Source organism: Bradyrhizobium sp. MI1.4 (assembly GCF_055811315.1).
This window is the reverse complement of the sequence record NZ_JBVVPP010000012.1, coordinates 29,470-45,607: the sequence shown is the minus strand read 5'-3', so window position 1 is coordinate 45,607 and position 16,138 is coordinate 29,470. Positions and strand designations below refer to the sequence as shown.

Genomic DNA, 16,138 nt, shown 5'->3' with positions numbered 1-16,138 from the left:
GCGCGCGGAGTCTCGCGGCGCTCGCACACCGCTGCTCCGATGTCAGGCAAGAGTTCAGCCGATGCCGGCACCCGGTGCTCACAAATCGGTGGGAGCCTTGCCTGCGGAGGGCCGCAGCGAGCATACGTTACAGTATCAGCTTCGGCGTTCAACATGGGGGATCGCGCTGACCTATTTCTTAGACTTTGACGTCGTCGCCCTCCGGAGACGAACCCCGAGGCCCCCACCGTTCTCGTCGATGAACTGCACGCCAGCCGCCTCCAAGGCCTGCTGCATCTTCATGATCGCTTCGTCCGAAACGCTTCGGCGTTCTCGTTCAAAATCAACAATTGTCGATAAGCCGACCTTTCCCGCTGTCGCCAGCTGCGGCTGGGTCATATCAAGCAGCGCTCTTGCGCCTCGACATTGAGACGCGGACATTCGCTTCAACATTTTATGTTGACGCCCCCATGTTCGCATTGTATCAACATTTTATGTTGATTCCTCCAAAGTGAACGGGAGAGTGCCGTGATTCCCAACCAAAGACATCACGATTCTATTGCTTCAGACCGCCGCGCCTTCATTGGCGGCAGCGATGCCCGGATCATCATGGCCGATGATGAGGCCGCCCTGCTGCGGCTTTGGCAGGAAAAACGCGGCGAGGCGGAGCCTGTGGACCTGTCGGGCGACCTCCTGGTCCAGCTCGGCAACGTCACCGAGCCGCTAAACCGCCACTGGTATGAGAAGAACACCGGGCACGCCGTCCGCCATGTGCAGCGCCGCTTCATGCACCCGGTGCACCGCTGGATGGCGGCAACGCTCGATGGGCGGGTCGAGGCTAGCGGTGCGGTGTTCGAGGCCAAGTTCATGCTGCCGTGGAATTTCTCCGAAGAGGCGGCGGCCGAAAAGCACATGGCGCAGCTGCAGCACAACATGTGGGTCACAGCTGCGCGCGCCGCGGTGCTGTCGATCATCACCGGCGGCGGCAAATGGGTCGAGCTGACGATTGCCGCCGATCCGCTCTATCAACACCTGCTCCTGACCGCGGAGAAGAAGTTCTGGCGCTGTGTCGAGAGCGGCGAGCGCCCGCACCTGTTCGGCATTGAACCGCCGCGGCCCAGGGTCGAGGCCAGCCGAACCGTTGACATGAGCGCCTCCAACGCCTGGGCGGAATTTGCCGGCCTGTTCCGGCTGACGCGAACCGCCGCACTCGAGCACGAGCGGGCTAAGAGCGAGCTGAAGGCCATGGTGCCGGAGGACGCCAGAGAGGCGGCCGGCCATGGCGTGCGCGCCAAACGCTCGAAATCGGGCGCCCTGAGCCTCGAGCTCCTCAAAGACGAGCCGCCCCATGCAGCGCTCCAGCCCTAACATCGGCACGCTGGCCGCCGCGCTGGCCAAGGCGCAAACCGAGCTGCAGAACCCGCCGAAATCCCTAACTGCGACCATCGAGTCGCCGATTCCGCGCGAGGGCCAGCGCTCGTTTCGCTACGCCCCGCTATGCGCCGGCCTCGATATCGCCCGCAAGTGCTTAGGCGAGCACGAGATCGCAACCGTTCAGGCGACGAGCATCGACCGCGACACCGGCTTGATCCATCTGACGACTACGCTGGTGCACGCCTCCGGGGAGTGGATCGCGTCGGAGTGGCCCGTGTGCCCGGTGGTCGACACCGCCTCGCCGCACCGGATGGGCGCCGCGCTGACCTATGCTAGGCGCTATGCCCTGTTCACGCTGGTGGGAATTGCCGGCGAAGATGATGTTGATGCGCCCGATCTTGCCATCACCGTGGGCACGCCATGCCAGGGGAATGCACCCGTTGCGGCTAGCAACCGCCCGGATGGCGAGGCCCATGACGTCGCCCCGCAGGCGCGGTCGCCCTCGAGGCTGCCGGCCGACCTACGGCCGAGGGGCCGCAGTCAAACCGCCTCGCTCAGCGCGGACGAGTCGGCACGCCGGCGCGATCGCCTGGTTTCGGAGATCGAGAGGCTCGCCGGTGCGGCCGAACTCGACACCTGGTCCATCCGCGCCTGGCGCAAGGTCAATGCGCTGGCTAGCGCCGATGGGACGCGGGTGCGGCAAGCGTTTGCGGCTCGGCTTGCTGCTGGTGAAGAGGTGGAGCACGCCTCCGAACCGTGCGCGCCGCCCACGTCGCAAGACGCGCCGGCGGACCCGGGCGACGGTGGCCTGGCCTTGCCAAAGCTGAGGCGGCAGCGCGATCGGCAGCACCTGCGCTTTGTCGCCAAGCAACCGTGCCTCGTTTGCGGGCGCCAGCCCTGCGATCCGCACCATGTGCGCTTTGCCGAGGCGCATGGTCTCGGCCAGAAGGTCAGTGACGAGTACACAGTGCCGCTGTGCCGAGCGCATCATCGCGAGCTCCATCGCGCCGGACGCGAAACCGAGTGGTGGTCAAGATTAGGCATCGAGCCGCTGCCGGCCGCGCGCACGCTGTGGCTCGCGACCCGTGCAAGCGAGGCTGGGTAGTTGGGAGAAGCCATGACGCACCGCCCGGGGCGTAACGTCCTGCCATGGCGGCGCGCGTGGCCGCTGGCGCGACCAAGAGGGTTGCGACGGTAGCCATCATCCCGGTACACGGTATCGATGTGGATAAAGATTTATCTGATGGTCTCTGAGGGGCACCGAACACGATGCGCTGGGGTCGGTCTAACATCCGGTGGTTGCGGAGTCTGCCAGCTACCCTCATTCTCTTATTCGTCGCTGCGGGGTCGCCGTTTCCGTTCGGCTCGACCAACGACCTCTCGATCGCGTTCTGGTGCCTGTGCCTGGGCTTCGCCTTGATCGTGGCGCCGACGCGCGACTTGCGGCGCCCCCATTTCTGGATGATCGCGGGCATCGGTGTGATCGTCGCCGGATACGCCTTCGTGCTGCATGAGCAGCTGTCCGATCATCCCTGGATCGCGCCGTTCAATCCGATCTGGAAGCAGGCGTCCGAGCTCCTGGGCGTGCCGATTGCGCCGTCGGCGTCCATCGTCAAGAACGAGGCGTTCTTCGCATTGGGCGCGCCGCTCGCCAACATTCTGGCGATCCTCCTCGGCATCACCGTCGGTGCCGAGCGTGAGCGCGCCCGACGTCTGCTTTGGGTCATCGCCGTCTCCGGCAGCCTTTACGCGCTTTATGGCGTCGCTTCGTTCCTGATCGAGCCGACCATGATCCTGTGGCGGGACAAGACGGCCTATATGGGCAGCGTCACCGGCACCTTCATCAACCGCAACACGGCGGCCGCATATTTTGGCTCCTGTGCGGTGATCTGGATGCTCTTGATCCTTGAGAAGATCCGCCGGCGTCTCGCAGAGCGGCACATCGAGTGGCGGCGCGTTTGGCGCGACGTCGCCGAGATACCCCCGCGCGAGATCCTGCCGCATCTCGGAGCGCTGTTGATCTGCCTGATGGCGATGTTCATGACCGGCTCGCGCGCCGGCGTCAGCCTGTCGCTGCTCGCGATGATCGCCTCCTTCACGGTGTTTCTGCGCAAGGACCTGCCGCTGCGGACCGGAATCTGGATCTCGCTCGGCTCCGGCCTGGTGGTGGCGCTCGGCCTGATGCAGCTGCTCGGCGGTCGCGTCTCCAGCCGGTTCGACAGCCAGGGCCTGGTCGACGAGGGCCGCATCGAGGCCTGGAAATCCACGCTGAAGATCATCGCCGATAATCCCTGGTTCGGGACCGGCATGGGCACCTTCCAATGGGCCTTCCCGCCCTACCGCAGCCCCAACATCTCGATTCGCGGAATCTGGGATATCGCGCATTCCACGCCGCTGGAGCTCGCCTCCGACGTCGGCATCCCCATGGCGCTTTTGGTGGCGGCCGCATGGGCGGTCATGTTCGTCATCCTGGGCCGCGGCGTATTCGCCCGGCGAAGGGACGCGATCATCCCGCTGGCGGCGGCGGCGACCGCGAGCCTGTCGCTGCTGCATTCCTGCCTGGACTTCACGCTCCAGATCCCCGGCTATTCCATTCCGTTCTTTGCGCTTTTCGGCGCGGGGCTAGCGCAATCGTTCCGCTCGAGCGAGGCGGCGCGGGCGCACGGCGAGGCGGTCACCGCACCGGACGAGCAGGGCCGCCAGACGCCGCCCGCGAGGCCAGCGCCGCGCCCGCGAGCTTCACAAAACTGTCTAGTTTTGAAGCAGTTGCGCCGTTTACGAAGTCTTTAGAATAAGTGGACAGCGATTTACTCTTCCGCTAGGTTCCGACACTACACCGCCACTTGCCCGGGCCGAGACGTCAAGTGGGCAGACGTTTTTTGGAGGTTTATTTATGAGCGTTATCAAGATTGCGCTTCGCATGGCTGCGGCCGCGGCCCTGGCCGCGACGATTTCGAGCGCCGCAAGCGCCGCCGTCTATCCGCCGCAGCGCCAGCTGCCGGCCACGGTCATTTCCGAGTTCAAGGCGACACCAGGCACGCTGTTGACGCAATATCCGGCCGGTGCGCAGCTGATCTCGCGCGTGCGCGACCTCGGCGCGTCTGATCCGACCACGGTTCCGGCCCTGATCGCGCTCCTCAAGGACCCCGCAACCACCAAGGACCAGATCCGCGCGATCACCGCCGGCCTGGCCCAGCTCGCCCGCATGGCCGCGGTAGCCGACCAGGCTTTCGCCAATGAGATCCAGGCGGCGATCGCCGGCACCAACAACCCCGACGTGATCGCAGCCTACCAGGCCGCAACCGGCGACGTCGCGATCGCGGCGGCCGGCGGTGGCGCAGGCGGCGGCGGCTCCGGCGCGGGTGGCCCGACCGGAACGGGCGGCTTCGCCTTCGGCGGCAACAGCGGCGGCGGCGGCACCTTCGGCAACAATGGGACCACAAACAACGGTAGCGGCATCGGCAGCGGTTCTGTAGGCGGCACCACCAACGCCGCCAACCGCGTCAGCACGCGCTGACCGTAATTGCCCGGAGGCCACAAGTCTCCTGGCTGCCTTATTCGCGATCCAGTCAAAGCGGCGCTTCATCGCGCCGTTTTGCATTTCGGCCGTTAAGCTTCATGTGAATTGGCAGGGGCTTGGCGCATTGCGCTGCATCAAATCGGTTCTGGTTGCATTGAGGCCGTGCTATTCTGGCGTTCGGTCTCTTTCTTGTGCGAGCGCTTTGCGAAACGCAGAGCCCGCGATGCCGGACTTCCAATCCCTGTGTATTTAACGGATTTCTTTTGGGAATTGCATAATGCTGCAGGTGAATAAGCCTTCGTCGGAGATCAACCGCGGCTATTCCGAGGCCGAAAATTCGCCGGCGCAAACGCTCACCTCCTATCTCGACATTGTTCGCCGCCAGTTCCCGACCATGGTCGCGATCGTCTCGGCCTGCGTGATCCTGGCGCTGCTCTATCTCTTCACCGCCGCGCCGCAATTCACCTCCACCGCATCGATGGTGATCGACACCCGCAAGGTGCAGCTGTTCCAGCAACAATCGGTGCTCGGCGATATCGCGGTGGATTCGGCGACGGTTGAGACCCAGGTCGAGATCCTGAAATCCGAGAATATCAGCCTCGCGGTGATCCGCGACCTGCATCTCATTGACGATCCCGAATTCACCGGCTCGGGCGGCGGCCTGCTCGGCACAATCATTGGTGCCGTCTCAGGCCTGTTCTCTGATCGGCCTGCCGCGTCTGAATTTGAGCAGACTCGTAAGGCGCTCGGCTTGTTCGAGAAGAACCGCACCATCAAGCGGCTTGGCCTGACCTATGTGATGGAGATCGGATACACCTCCCGAGACCCGCAGAAAGCCGCCAGGATCGCGAACGCGATCGCGGACGCCTATATCGTCGACCAGCTCGAGGCAAAGTACCAGGCCACGCGCCGCGCCAGCGTCTGGCTGCAGGACCGCATCAAGGAGCTGCGCACCCAAGCCTCCGCCGCCCAGAAGGCGGTGGTCGATTTCAAGACCGCCAACAACATCATCGCCACTGGCAAGGGGCTGATAAACGAGCAGCAGCTCGCCGAGGTCAACAGCCAGCTCATCATGGCGCATGCGGCGACCGCCGAAGCAAAGGCTCGGCTTGACCGCTTGAATGATATCTTCAAGCAGGAGATTCCGGATGCCTCGGTCGCCGACGCGCTGAAGAACGACACCATCGTCAAGCTGCGCGGCCAATATGTCGACATGAGCTCCAAGGAATCGATCTGGGCGATGAAGTACGGCTCGGATCACTTGGCGGCCGTCAATTTGCGTAGGCAGATGGCGGAGATCAAGAAGAACATCCTGGACGAGCTCAAGCGCATCCAGGAGTCCTACAAAAGCGACTACGACATCGCGCTGACCCGCGAGGAGAGCATCAAGGGAAGCCTCGCTAATGTCGTGTCGGAATCCCAGCTCACCAACCAGGCGCAGGTGCAGCTGCGCGAGCTCGAAAGCACCGCGCAGTCCTATCAGGCGATGTATGACAATTTCCTCCAGCGCTACATGGAGAGCGTGCAGCAGCAGTCGTTCCCGATCACCGAGGCGCGGGTGATCAGCGCGGCAACAACGCCGCTGGTGAAGAGTGCCCCGAAGTCATTGATTGTCTTGGCGGGCAGCCTGCTCGGTGGCCTAATGCTGGCGTTCGGTGCAGCGATGGCGCGCGAGCTCACCGACAAGGTGTTTCGCACCACCGGCCAGGTCGAGGAAGTGCTGGGCGCGAACTGCATCGCGATCCTGCCGGCGCTCGGCGCAACCGCGACCCTTGGGCTCGGCGAAAAAATGCACATCGGCAAGCTCGCCCGGAAGGGCAATCCGGAGCCCGACCTGCTGCGCTACGTCGTCGAGAACCCGCTGTCGCGCTTCGCAGAAGCCGTGCGTTCGGTGAAGGTAGCGGTAGATCTCAACTCGATTGTGCGCGAAAACCGCGTGCTTGCCACCACCTCGACCCTGCCGAACGAGGGCAAGAGCACGCTCTCGACCAATCTCGCTCAGTTGATGGCGCATGGCGGCGCGCGTGTCATCCTGGTCGATGCCGATTTGCGCAACCCGTCCCTGTCGCGCGCGCTGGTGCCCGATGCCAGGATCGGCCTCGTCGACGTGGTCGGCCAAAAGGCCCGGCTCGAGGACGCGTTGGTCGTCGATCCCGAGACCAAGCTCTCGATCCTGCCGGCCGGCACGACCTCAAAGCTGCTGCACACCAACGAGATCCTCGCCTCGAAAGCGATGCATGCGCTGGTTACCGAGCTCCGATCGAAATTCGACTACGTGGTGCTGGACATGCCACCGATGGCGCCGGTGGTGGACGTACGAGTCACCTCGTCCTTCGTCGATTCCTACGTGTTCGTGGTGGAGTGGGGCAGGACCAAGATCGACGTGGTCAAGCACAATCTGCGCGGCTCGCCGGAGATCCACGACAAGCTGCTCGGCGTCGTCCTGAACAAGGCCGACACCAAGGCGCTGGCGCGGTACGAATCCTACCACGGCCGTTACTACTATCAGAAATACTACGCCCGTTATGGGTATGTCGAATAGCGGTCACTGGCTGGCAGTAACGACCCTTCGCAGCCAATTTCTGCTGTGCGGTCTGCTAGGCGTCATTTGGTCTTACGCTGCCCTGCCATCGTTTTGGCTAACGGTGCCAGCACACAACGTTGCATCGCGGATCATAGCGGGTGAGCGCTTTAAGCCGGAAATCTTGCCGCAGATGCTTTCGCAAATGGAAGCTGCTCCACGTCCCGGCATAGTGCAATCGGAGTATTATCGAGCCCAGGCGCTAATCGGAGTAAGTGCCGGCGAAGTGGCGGCTCAGGGCAGCGGCTCGGATTTTGATCGCGAGATCAGTGACGCAGAGAGCAGGCTCAGGGCCGCGCTTTCGGTCACCCCATCTGATGCGTTCCTTTGGCTGTTGCTGTATTCAGTTGGCACAGCCCGCAACGGATTTGATCCTGCGTATGTCAGGCTTGTCGAAAAGTCCTATATTGCCGGCCCGCATGAAGGCTGGATTGCGCTTCGGCGCAATCGGCTGGCCCTGGCGGTATTTGCGCTGTTGAATGACATAACGCAAAAGGCTGTTGTTACCGAATTTTCTGAGTTGGTTGACTCAGACTTCATTGATGCAGCAGCGGCCAACCTAACCACTATCGGCTGGGAACATCGCGCGCCGCTCCTTGCGGGATTAGAACAGACCGATGTCGCCAGCCGAGAAAGCTTAGCCCGCCGTCTATCGCGCGACGGGTTCAAGGTACCAATTCCTGGCGTTGATCGCGACGATCGCCTGTGGAGACGGTGAGAGTGTATTGATGAAGCGTTCCCTGAACTTCCGTCGGTTGAGCCTAGGGGTACTGGCGAACGCTTACGATAAGCTCGTAATCGCGGGTATACAGCTCTTGCTGGTGCCGGTCTTGGCCCTGCACTGGGCATCGAAATTTACGGTACGTGGGTCCTACTATCGACCATTCCGAGCTTCCTTTCGGCCAGCGACCTTGGCTTTGCTCCACAGCCGCGGGGACGCGTATGACGATGTTGGCGTCTCGCGGAGAGAACGAGGAAGTGTTCAGATCTTCCGTGCTCGTATGGCCGACTTCGGCAAACATCATTCCGGCATCATGAGTTGAGCCATGATCGTCGACGGGTCCCAGCTTCTTGGCAATGCTGATCAATTTGAGAGCGATGTCACAATTGTCGGCGCCGGAGCCATCGGGCTCACCTTGGCGATTCGGCTGGCACAGCTTGGCAAGTCTGTCGTCGTCCTGGAGGCAGGCGATACGTCTCCCAGAGTTGACTACGTGCAGTTGAATGAAGGGATCAATCAAGGCTTCCAACATCGGGGTCTGCTCCAAGGCAGAATGAAAGCATTGGGCGGCACAACTCGTCTCTGGGGCGGACAATTGGTCCCGTTCGAAGCAAGAGATTTTGAGAGCCGCGCTTACGAGGGCAAGAAACGCTGGCCAGTACCGTATACCGAGATCCAGCCGTTTTTCAGTGAGGCTTTCAAGATCTTGGGCGTCGGAGAGGGGCTACAGGACACGGAACGAGTCTGGCGACTTGTAACAAAGAGACCGTCTGAATTTGGAAAAGACCTTACGTTGGGAATGAATCTGTGGCTGCCCCAGCCTGACTTCAGCCAGCTCTTTCGGCGCTGGTTGCATGATCCGAAGGGGCCGCGGATCGTTACAAAATCGGAAGTAAGGCGCCTTTTGTTCGAAAAAGGCCGTGTTCACGCACTTGAAATTGCCACTGCTGGTGGCGAAACTCGCCGCCTTACGTGCCGGCAGCTGGTTCTCGCTAACGGCACATTTGAGGCGGTTCGTCTCCTGTTGCGCGCCGTCGAAGCTCCAGGATCCCCACTTCAAAATAACAGAAACATCGGAAAATTCTTTATCGACCATTTGCACGGGATTGCAGGGGCGATCACTGTGCAGAATCAGACGCGGCTGCGCGACCTGTTCGATCACGTTTTCTATAACCGACACAAATACAGCGTGAAAATTCGCACGACCAATGAGTTTTCCGAGAGGCTAATGATTGCGAATTGTGTCGGCACGATCAACACGCCCAATAGCGCAGGTTCGATGCTTCGAGATGGGCTTGTGCTGGCGCGGCGGATCGTTGACTTGTCGCAATGGCGGCAATCGATGGCCGCAGCGAACGATGCGAGCAAAATGGCTCGCATTTTGCTCCCGCTTGCGTGGCGGTATTTGATCGAACGCCGCTCAACCAGCTTGCTCGATAAGGGCGCATTCCTCGGCCTCGAAATCGAGCAAATTCCCACCTCGGCGAGCTACATGAGGCTCGATGCGTCGCAGCACCCAGATGATGCTCCGATTGCTCTGCACTGGGCATTTGACGGCCGGGAAATGCGAGCTGCTAACGAGGTCTGCAAAGCAATCGATGCGGAATTTCGAGCGTCAGGTTTGGGCGAGATTCACATTGATCCTCGCATCCTCGATGAGGATCAGAGCTTTTTGACCAGCTGCCATGATTCCTACCACCATATGGGAGGTGCTTGCATGGGCGAAAATGCCGAAGAAGCTGTCGTGGATCGGAATCTGAAGGTTTTCGGCACGGACAATCTTTACGTCTCTGGGGCCGCGACTTTTCCTTCCGGAAGCTTCGCAAATCCCACGTTGACGGCGATAGCTTTCGGTTTGAGGCTGGCAAAATCTCTTGGGCAGCTCTGATGTTGGATGGACAGATCGTCTTTGGGTGCGCCAGACTAAAGGGCGGGGCCTATGCTCGAAGCTCAGCTCGCTTAATCGAATATTGCTTGCGTGTAGGTATCCGCCATTTTGACACCGCACCATCCTATGGCATGGGAACGGCGGAAGCCGTTGTGGGGGATGTCGTTTCGGGGGTAAGTGATGTCTTCATTTCCGCCAAAGTCGGTTCAGTTCGGCCAATTCACGCGATTCTCCGCACTTACGCGAGTGCTCTCAAGAGCTTCATGCCGGCGCGCCTAAAGCTCCCCGGTCCGGCCGCAGCTCCACTGCCTACACGAGTATTCGCCCACCAGCATAGATTCGACTTCTCGCCTGCAGCAATGAGGGAGTCCTTAGATCAGACCCGCGGCCGTCTGCGCCGAGATCGGCTGGACTATTTGTTCTTGCACGAAGCTCCTGCCTTGGAGTTGATACGACCCGCCATCGAGGTTCTCGAGCAGGAGAAGGGGCGGGGTGCTGCAACGGAAATTGGGTACGCAAGTGGCCAGTACTTCGATCGCGGCTTTGATGCGTTTCTTCCTTCCGGTTTTGTACCGCAGTTTGCAGCCCGGCCATCTGATCTCCAACTCGACGCCACGGGTCTTTCAAAAACTCACTTCCTGCACACTATTGCCAGTGCTGGGTTTGCATTGCAGAAGTCTGATGCTGCGTTTGGCGCGAAACTGAGCCGAATAGCAGCGCCACTCGCGAGATCGGCGCGTCTGGATCTAACCGCGCTCGAGATCGCAATCTTTTTCATTGTCTTGCACGCTACCTTTCCCTCGGCCAAGCTAATATTCGCTTCGACCAGCCACGAGCGGGTGAGAGGTTTTGTCGAGGCTATGTGTCTTCTCGAAAACTCCATCGGTGTTGCCGCAGTGCTGCGCACGCTATCCCTTTCGAAGGAGGATGCCGGTGAATCTTAAGCGTGTTACCGTTGGCGTGGCCGCAAACGTCTACGATAAGCTTGTTATTGCCGGAGTGCAGCTTCTCGTCGTGCCCGTCCTGGCCGTGCACTGGGGGGTAGAAGGATATGGTGCGTGGGTCATTCTTGCAGCAGTGCCAAGTTTCCTTTCAGTGAGCGATTTGGGATTTGCGACTGCTGCAGGAAATCAGATGACCATGCTTGCCGCACGCGGAATGCACGCTGATACCGTTCGCGTGTTCCAGAGTGCTTGGGCAGTCATTTTGACGTCATCGCTTTTCGCAGTCCTGGGCGCGCTGCTGATCGTCTGGAGTATCCCTTCTGTAGCGTGGCCAAGCTTCTCGTCAATGACGCCCGATTCGTCGCGTCTTACGCTTTCGCTGTTGATCACGTACGCGGTCGTTTCTCTTCAAGGTAGCATTTTCATGGCTGGCTTCCGGTGTGCCGGCCTGTTTGCGCTGGGCGCGTTTTGGTCTGCGAATACGATTCTGTTCGAGAACGTGTGCATGGTCGTCGTGGTTATCCTAGGCTATGGGCCTGAATATGCTGCTGCAACGCTCGTCGCGGCGCGCATTTTCGCGCTTTTGGTCCAGAACCTGCTCCTGAGGATTAATGTTCCTTGGCTGAAGATAGGCTTCGAAAAAGCGGACCGGGCGGAGGCGCTTGGTCTCCTCAAGCCAGCTCTAGCGGTTCTCGCTGTCCCGCTTGGACAGGCGGCGTTCCTTCAGGGCTCAACCCTCGCTCTCGGAGCCGCTCTCTCCAGCATGGCCGTACCCGTTTTCACCGCGACAAGAACCTTCTCGCGAATAGGGATTCAGCTCACACAGTTGCTCACACACGCGATCATGCCCGAGTTTTCAGCAGCCGTCGCAAGGAAGGACCGACGGAGCGAATTTCTCATCGTTCTGTTAACTGTGTCCGTGGCGCTGGCTGTCGCGCTGCCGTTTGCTATTGTACTCATTCTGTTCGGTCCGCAGTTAATAGCCCTTTGGACGCGCCAACTCATCATTCCCGGCCGAGAGTTGGTCGCTCTGATGGCGCTGACGGTAGTGTTGGGCGGCTTTTGGAGTCCACTATCGAACTTGATTTTGGCGATCAACCGCCATGCAGGGTTTGCTTTACCCTTCCTCTTTCTTAGCGCGGCAACGATACCGATGACTTTTGTCTGCTCCCGATTAATAGGACCAGCTGGTGCCGCCCTATCAGTCGTGGTTCTTGATTTTATCATGTGCGTGGTCATCGTGAAGCAGGCGAAAACGCTGTTCTACCGACCGGACGATCCATTGCAGGCGATTGCGGGCTATTTGGCAGGCGGTCTAACTCGATTGAGGTTCTGGCATTGATTTCAGCCAATCGAGGCCAGCTTTTACCCCCAGCATTTCATCGAGTTTGCTTCGTCATCAAGCACATTGGTGACTATCATGCGAGCAGGCTTTCCCGTTGCCAGCAAGAGCTGCATTTGGCTGGCCACGAGTTGGTCGCTATTGAGGCTTCCAGATCATCCTCCTTCTATGCCCACCGGCAGCGAAGAGCTGCAGCCATCAAAGCAGGCATCCGCTGTATCAAACTTCCTGAGATCGCAAGCAAGCGGAAGCGAGCTCTTGCCCTCTGGCGTGCCCTAAAGCGACTTGAACCAAGCCATATTTTTACGATCGGATATTCTGACGACTTGGCACTGATCTCGCTACTGTTTGCGAAAGTGCACCGCCTACCAATATTTTTCATGTCGGACAGCAAAGCGGATGACCAGGAACGCAGCACTTGGTCCGAATGGATCAAGGCCGGCTTGCTTCGCCTGTTCGATGGCGCACTCGTCGCGGGCGCCAGACACCGTTCGTACTTTCGATCGCTTGGGATGAGCGGCCCGATTGAAATCGGCTATGACGTAATCGACAACGCGTTCTTTCGAGCTCGGGGTGCCAAACTGGAACGGCGAGCTCCGTTCCTTCTCCGTAAAGGCATCTTGCCCGAACGATATGTCATTTGTGTCAGCCGGCTCGTCGGTCGCAAGCGGGTTGATGTGGCTTTGCGGATATATGTGGCGAGCGGCGCTCCACAGCACGGTGTTCGCTTCATGCTCATCGGAGCGGGACCCGAAGAAGCCGCGATTTCAGAGACGGCAAGACAGCTCGGCATCGGCGAAATGATCTGTCACCTTCGAGACGTTCCGAACAGCATCATGCCGATCTTCTATCGGAGATCCGAGGCCCTGCTCTTGACATCAGAGTACGATCAATGGGGCCTCTGCGTGAACGAAGCGATGGCCTTGGGGATCCCCTGCATCGTAACCAGCCGGTGTGGCGTTGCTGGCGAAATCGTAAAGCACGGCAAGTCGGGATTTGTAGTCCCTCCTGGCGAGGTCGAGATTGCGGCAGGTTTGTTGCGGCAGCTGCTTTCCGACAAGAGTTTGAGAAATGCAATGTCCTTGTCGGCAACCAATACAATCGATCAATGGGACCTGCCCCGGTTTAGTGCTGGAGTGGCGAGATTGGTCGAGGGACGTTCAGGTACATGAGCGAGAGCGGGATGGGGCGAAAATACCTAATCGTCAATGCATTTGGCCGGTCTAACCGGGGGGATTCGGTCCTGTTGGACGAATGCATCGAACAGATTCGAACGGTCGATCCGGGCGCCAAAATCATGGGCATATTGTTCGAAGGTGTTGCCTCTGCACAAGCCGCGCATCCAGGCGTAGAGTGGAGTGACCGTATCGGAAATTCCTCGCGATTTTCGGGCCCCTTGGGACGCCTTGAGCAACTCGTGTACCTTTTCGTGGCCTGGATTGCGTGTGCAACCGGCCTGTTCGGGTTCGCGCAAATCCTTCCGCAGAGCCAGCGCCAGACGGTGATGGCTTATCAGGCTGCCGACTTCGTAATCAGTGCGCCTGGTGGATATATCCACGACGTCAATTTGTCCTACGTCATTGCGCTACTGCACATCCATTTTGGAACTTTGGTTGGAGCCAAAACTGTTCTGGCTCCACAGAGCATTGGACCGGTGAAGTCGAAGCTTGGAGCTGCGATGACGCGCTTTGTCCTGTCGGCCTGTGCGCTGATGTGCGTGCGAGAAGGCTATTCTCAGCAGTTTCTCATCGCAGAGCTAGGCATTGATCCGGAAAAGGTAGTGGTAACTGGTGATAGCGCTTTCTGGAATCTGCATGTGACCAAGAATAGATCCGAGATCGAGCAGCTTCTGCAGGATATTGGTTTAGAAAAAGGTGAGCAGTTCGTCGGCGCAACTGTTGTCGATTGGCCATTTCCCCACGGGGCAAATCCGGCCGAAGACAGGACCAAGTACGAGGACGGCTTGGTGTATATTTTTGATAAGCTGCATCGTGAGCACAGGCTGAGGACCATCGTCTTCAATCAAGTAGCCAGTGATCTGGATCTAGCTCAAAGGATCGCGGACCGTTGTGGCGCGCATGTTCTCGTCCACAAGACGGAAACCGAGCCTGAAATCCTTCGAGCGGCAATCGGACGAGCGCGAATCTTCGTCGGAACACGATTTCACTCGTGCATTTTTGCGATGATGGAGGCGCGGCCGTTAACCGCGATCTCGTACCTGCCGAAGACGGAGTTCATCATGAAGGATCTGGGCTTGCAAGATCTGGCGATCGATATTGTATCTATGGACCGCCATGCCTTGAGCCGCTTAGTCGCGGAGAGCCTGGAGCAAGAGAAAGCTGTATCTGCCCGCATAAATGAAGCCGTTAATCGCTACAGGAGTACAAAGATGCACTTCGGCGAGGCCCTGGCTCGGGTTCTGGACACCGAGAGAGAGACGCAACTGAAGGACGCCGTCTCGTGATTGGCGGATCCTCGTTTGCGGACAAGATCGCTGTCTTTCACCCGGGGACGCAGCATTCGTGGCAGACTGCGCTCGCCTTGCAGCGGCTTGGACGGCTTCAATTTTACGCGACGTCGATCTTCTATCAGCCGGATCGGTGGCCGTATCGGATTGAACGGATGATGCCTTCGCCTCTCCGAGAAAGGGTGCATTACGAATTTCGTCGATTCAGCAATCCAGCTCTTGATACTGACCTCGTTAAGACCGTTGGAGTTTCTGAGTGGATAGAGCGATTGGCTTACCGCGCCGGATTTCGTCAGCTCTCGAAAAAGATTGATCAGTTCGGAAATGCAAGATTTGCAGACTTACTAAGATCAGAAATCGAGTCCTCCCGGAGCTTTGATTTGTGGGGGTATAGCAGCTCGTCGGTCCAAGCGTTTCGGACGGCGAAAGCCGCCGGAAGGGCTTGCATTCTCGATCGGACCATCGGCGACGGGAGGGAGCACAATCTCATAATGGATGAGTTATATGAGACTCATCCGGAATTCTTCTCCAGCAATTCATACCGAATACCGACCGACCGCATCGAACGCGACGACGAGGAGTATAGCCTGGCGAATGTGATCCTGACGGGATCGCCTTTTGCCGCGGATTCGGTGAGGAAACATGCGTCCGACGGTTCGGTGGGTGGCCGGCTACGCGTCTTGAATTATTGCTTTGATGAGCACTTGTTCGGGAATTTCAACCGGACTGACGATACCCCCCGGTCCGGGCCCGTTCGGTTCCTGTTTCTTGGTCAGGCCGGTGTACGGAAGGGGATTCATCTCATCCTCAAGGTGTTCGAAAAGATTCCACGCGAACTGGCTACTGTGCAGATCGTTGGAGATATGCTTGTGCCCAAAGCGATCTTCTCGAAGTATTCAGAACGATTCACCTACCGACCGACTGTCCCTCGTGCGGATGTTCCTTCCATCATGAGGAATGCAGACGTTCTGATCTTTCCCAGTTATTTCGAGGGCTCCGCTCTCGTGCTTCTGGAGGCGATGGCTTCCGGACTGGCGCTTATTCAATCAAAAAATGCCGGCGTGGCGGTCACGCCCGAGACGGGGATAATGTTGCCCGAACTCACAGAAGAAGCTCTCCAATCAGCGGTGATGGAAGTGATATCCGATCGTGAGAGGCTGGCTTCGTTCAAGACGACCGCGCAACGCGAAGCTCAGAAGTATACGTTCGCGCATTATCAGTCGTCGATCGCATCCTTGCTTGATGGACCGTTCTAGCCTGGCTGAAGCGTCCAGAGTTTCATTATGAATTCAGGTAAGGCAAAGAGCGCGAAACATGCTAAA

General features: G+C 59.2%; 13 protein-coding genes. 12 read left to right on the top strand and 1 reads right to left on the bottom strand.

Annotated elements, in window-relative coordinates:
• Window positions 1–171: 171 nt before the first annotated feature.
• The gene (locus tag AC0L23_RS16210) at window positions 172–378 is read right to left on the bottom strand and encodes a helix-turn-helix domain-containing protein (protein ID WP_473357144.1); all 207 of its coding nucleotides are present in this window, start codon (window positions 376–378) and stop codon (window positions 172–174) included.
• Between the two features lie 129 nt (window positions 379–507).
• On the opposite strand from AC0L23_RS16210, the gene AC0L23_RS16205 reads away from it, so the two are divergent.
• The 12 genes from AC0L23_RS16205 (at window position 508) to AC0L23_RS16150 (ending at window position 16,072) form a co-directional block, all read left to right on the top strand.
• Window positions 508–1,347: a YqaJ viral recombinase family nuclease gene (locus AC0L23_RS16205; protein ID WP_473357143.1), complete on the top strand. Its 840-nt coding sequence runs from the start codon at window positions 508–510 to the stop codon at window positions 1,345–1,347.
• On the top strand, window positions 1,328–2,458 hold the full coding sequence (locus AC0L23_RS16200) for an ERF family protein (protein ID WP_473357142.1): 1,131 nt from the start codon (window positions 1,328–1,330) through the stop codon (window positions 2,456–2,458). Before AC0L23_RS16205 ends, AC0L23_RS16200 begins: the two co-directional genes overlap by 20 nt.
• A 194-nt stretch (window positions 2,459–2,652) precedes the next feature.
• A complete protein-coding gene (locus tag AC0L23_RS16195; RefSeq protein WP_473357141.1) occupies window positions 2,653–4,143 on the top strand; it encodes an O-antigen ligase family protein in 1,491 nt (496 codons plus the stop codon).
• A 103-nt stretch (window positions 4,144–4,246) separates the two neighbouring features.
• Window positions 4,247–4,870: a hypothetical protein gene (locus tag AC0L23_RS16190; RefSeq protein ID WP_473357140.1), complete on the top strand. Its 624-nt coding sequence runs from the start codon at window positions 4,247–4,249 to the stop codon at window positions 4,868–4,870.
• Between the two features lie 280 nt (window positions 4,871–5,150).
• Window positions 5,151–7,415 (top strand): polysaccharide biosynthesis tyrosine autokinase, encoded by a 2,265-nt coding sequence (locus AC0L23_RS16185; RefSeq protein WP_473357139.1) that lies wholly within the window; start codon window positions 5,151–5,153, stop codon window positions 7,413–7,415.
• Complete coding sequence (locus AC0L23_RS16180; protein ID WP_473357138.1) at window positions 7,405–8,172, top strand: hypothetical protein; 768 nt, start codon at window positions 7,405–7,407, stop codon at window positions 8,170–8,172. The genes AC0L23_RS16185 and AC0L23_RS16180 overlap by 11 nt, the downstream gene beginning before the upstream one ends.
• Window positions 8,173–8,500: 328 nt before the next feature.
• Window positions 8,501–10,063, top strand: a complete 1,563-nt coding sequence (locus tag AC0L23_RS16175; protein ID WP_473357137.1) for an FAD-dependent oxidoreductase — start codon at window positions 8,501–8,503, stop codon at window positions 10,061–10,063.
• The gene (locus AC0L23_RS16170) at window positions 10,063–11,007 is read left to right on the top strand and encodes an aldo/keto reductase (RefSeq protein ID WP_473357136.1); all 945 of its coding nucleotides are present in this window, start codon (window positions 10,063–10,065) and stop codon (window positions 11,005–11,007) included. The genes AC0L23_RS16175 and AC0L23_RS16170 overlap by 1 nt, the downstream gene beginning before the upstream one ends.
• Window positions 10,997–12,349, top strand: coding sequence for a lipopolysaccharide biosynthesis protein (locus tag AC0L23_RS16165; RefSeq protein WP_473357135.1), 1,353 nt, complete (start codon window positions 10,997–10,999; stop codon window positions 12,347–12,349). The genes AC0L23_RS16170 and AC0L23_RS16165 overlap by 11 nt, the downstream gene beginning before the upstream one ends.
• Entirely contained in the window at window positions 12,346–13,521 is a 1,176-nt protein-coding gene (locus AC0L23_RS16160) for a glycosyltransferase (RefSeq protein WP_473357134.1), read from the top strand. The genes AC0L23_RS16165 and AC0L23_RS16160 overlap by 4 nt, the downstream gene beginning before the upstream one ends.
• Window positions 13,518–14,813, top strand: coding sequence for a polysaccharide pyruvyl transferase family protein (locus AC0L23_RS16155; protein WP_473357133.1), 1,296 nt, complete (start codon window positions 13,518–13,520; stop codon window positions 14,811–14,813). Before AC0L23_RS16160 ends, AC0L23_RS16155 begins: the two co-directional genes overlap by 4 nt.
• Window positions 14,810–16,072 carry a glycosyltransferase family 4 protein gene (locus AC0L23_RS16150; protein ID WP_473357132.1) on the top strand — a complete coding sequence of 421 codons (1,263 nt, stop codon included), beginning with the start codon at window positions 14,810–14,812 and terminating at the stop codon, window positions 16,070–16,072. Before AC0L23_RS16155 ends, AC0L23_RS16150 begins: the two co-directional genes overlap by 4 nt.
• Window positions 16,073–16,138 lie beyond the last annotated feature (66 nt).

Excerpts from the sequence above, each read along its gene's own strand:
- AC0L23_RS16210 (WP_473357144.1), bottom strand. The coding sequence starts at position 378 with ATGACCCAGCCGCAGCTGGCGACAGCGGGAAAGGTCGGCTTATCGACA.
- AC0L23_RS16200 (WP_473357142.1), top strand. The coding sequence starts at position 1,328 with ATGCAGCGCTCCAGCCCTAACATCGGCACGCTGGCCGCCGCGCTGGCC.
- AC0L23_RS16190 (WP_473357140.1), top strand. The coding sequence starts at position 4,247 with ATGAGCGTTATCAAGATTGCGCTTCGCATGGCTGCGGCCGCGGCCCTG.
- AC0L23_RS16185 (WP_473357139.1), top strand. The coding sequence starts at position 5,151 with ATGCTGCAGGTGAATAAGCCTTCGTCGGAGATCAACCGCGGCTATTCC.
- AC0L23_RS16180 (WP_473357138.1), top strand. The coding sequence starts at position 7,405 with ATGTCGAATAGCGGTCACTGGCTGGCAGTAACGACCCTTCGCAGCCAA.
- AC0L23_RS16175 (WP_473357137.1), top strand. The coding sequence starts at position 8,501 with ATGATCGTCGACGGGTCCCAGCTTCTTGGCAATGCTGATCAATTTGAG.
- AC0L23_RS16170 (WP_473357136.1), top strand. The coding sequence starts at position 10,063 with ATGTTGGATGGACAGATCGTCTTTGGGTGCGCCAGACTAAAGGGCGGG.
- AC0L23_RS16155 (WP_473357133.1), top strand. The coding sequence starts at position 13,518 with ATGAGCGAGAGCGGGATGGGGCGAAAATACCTAATCGTCAATGCATTT.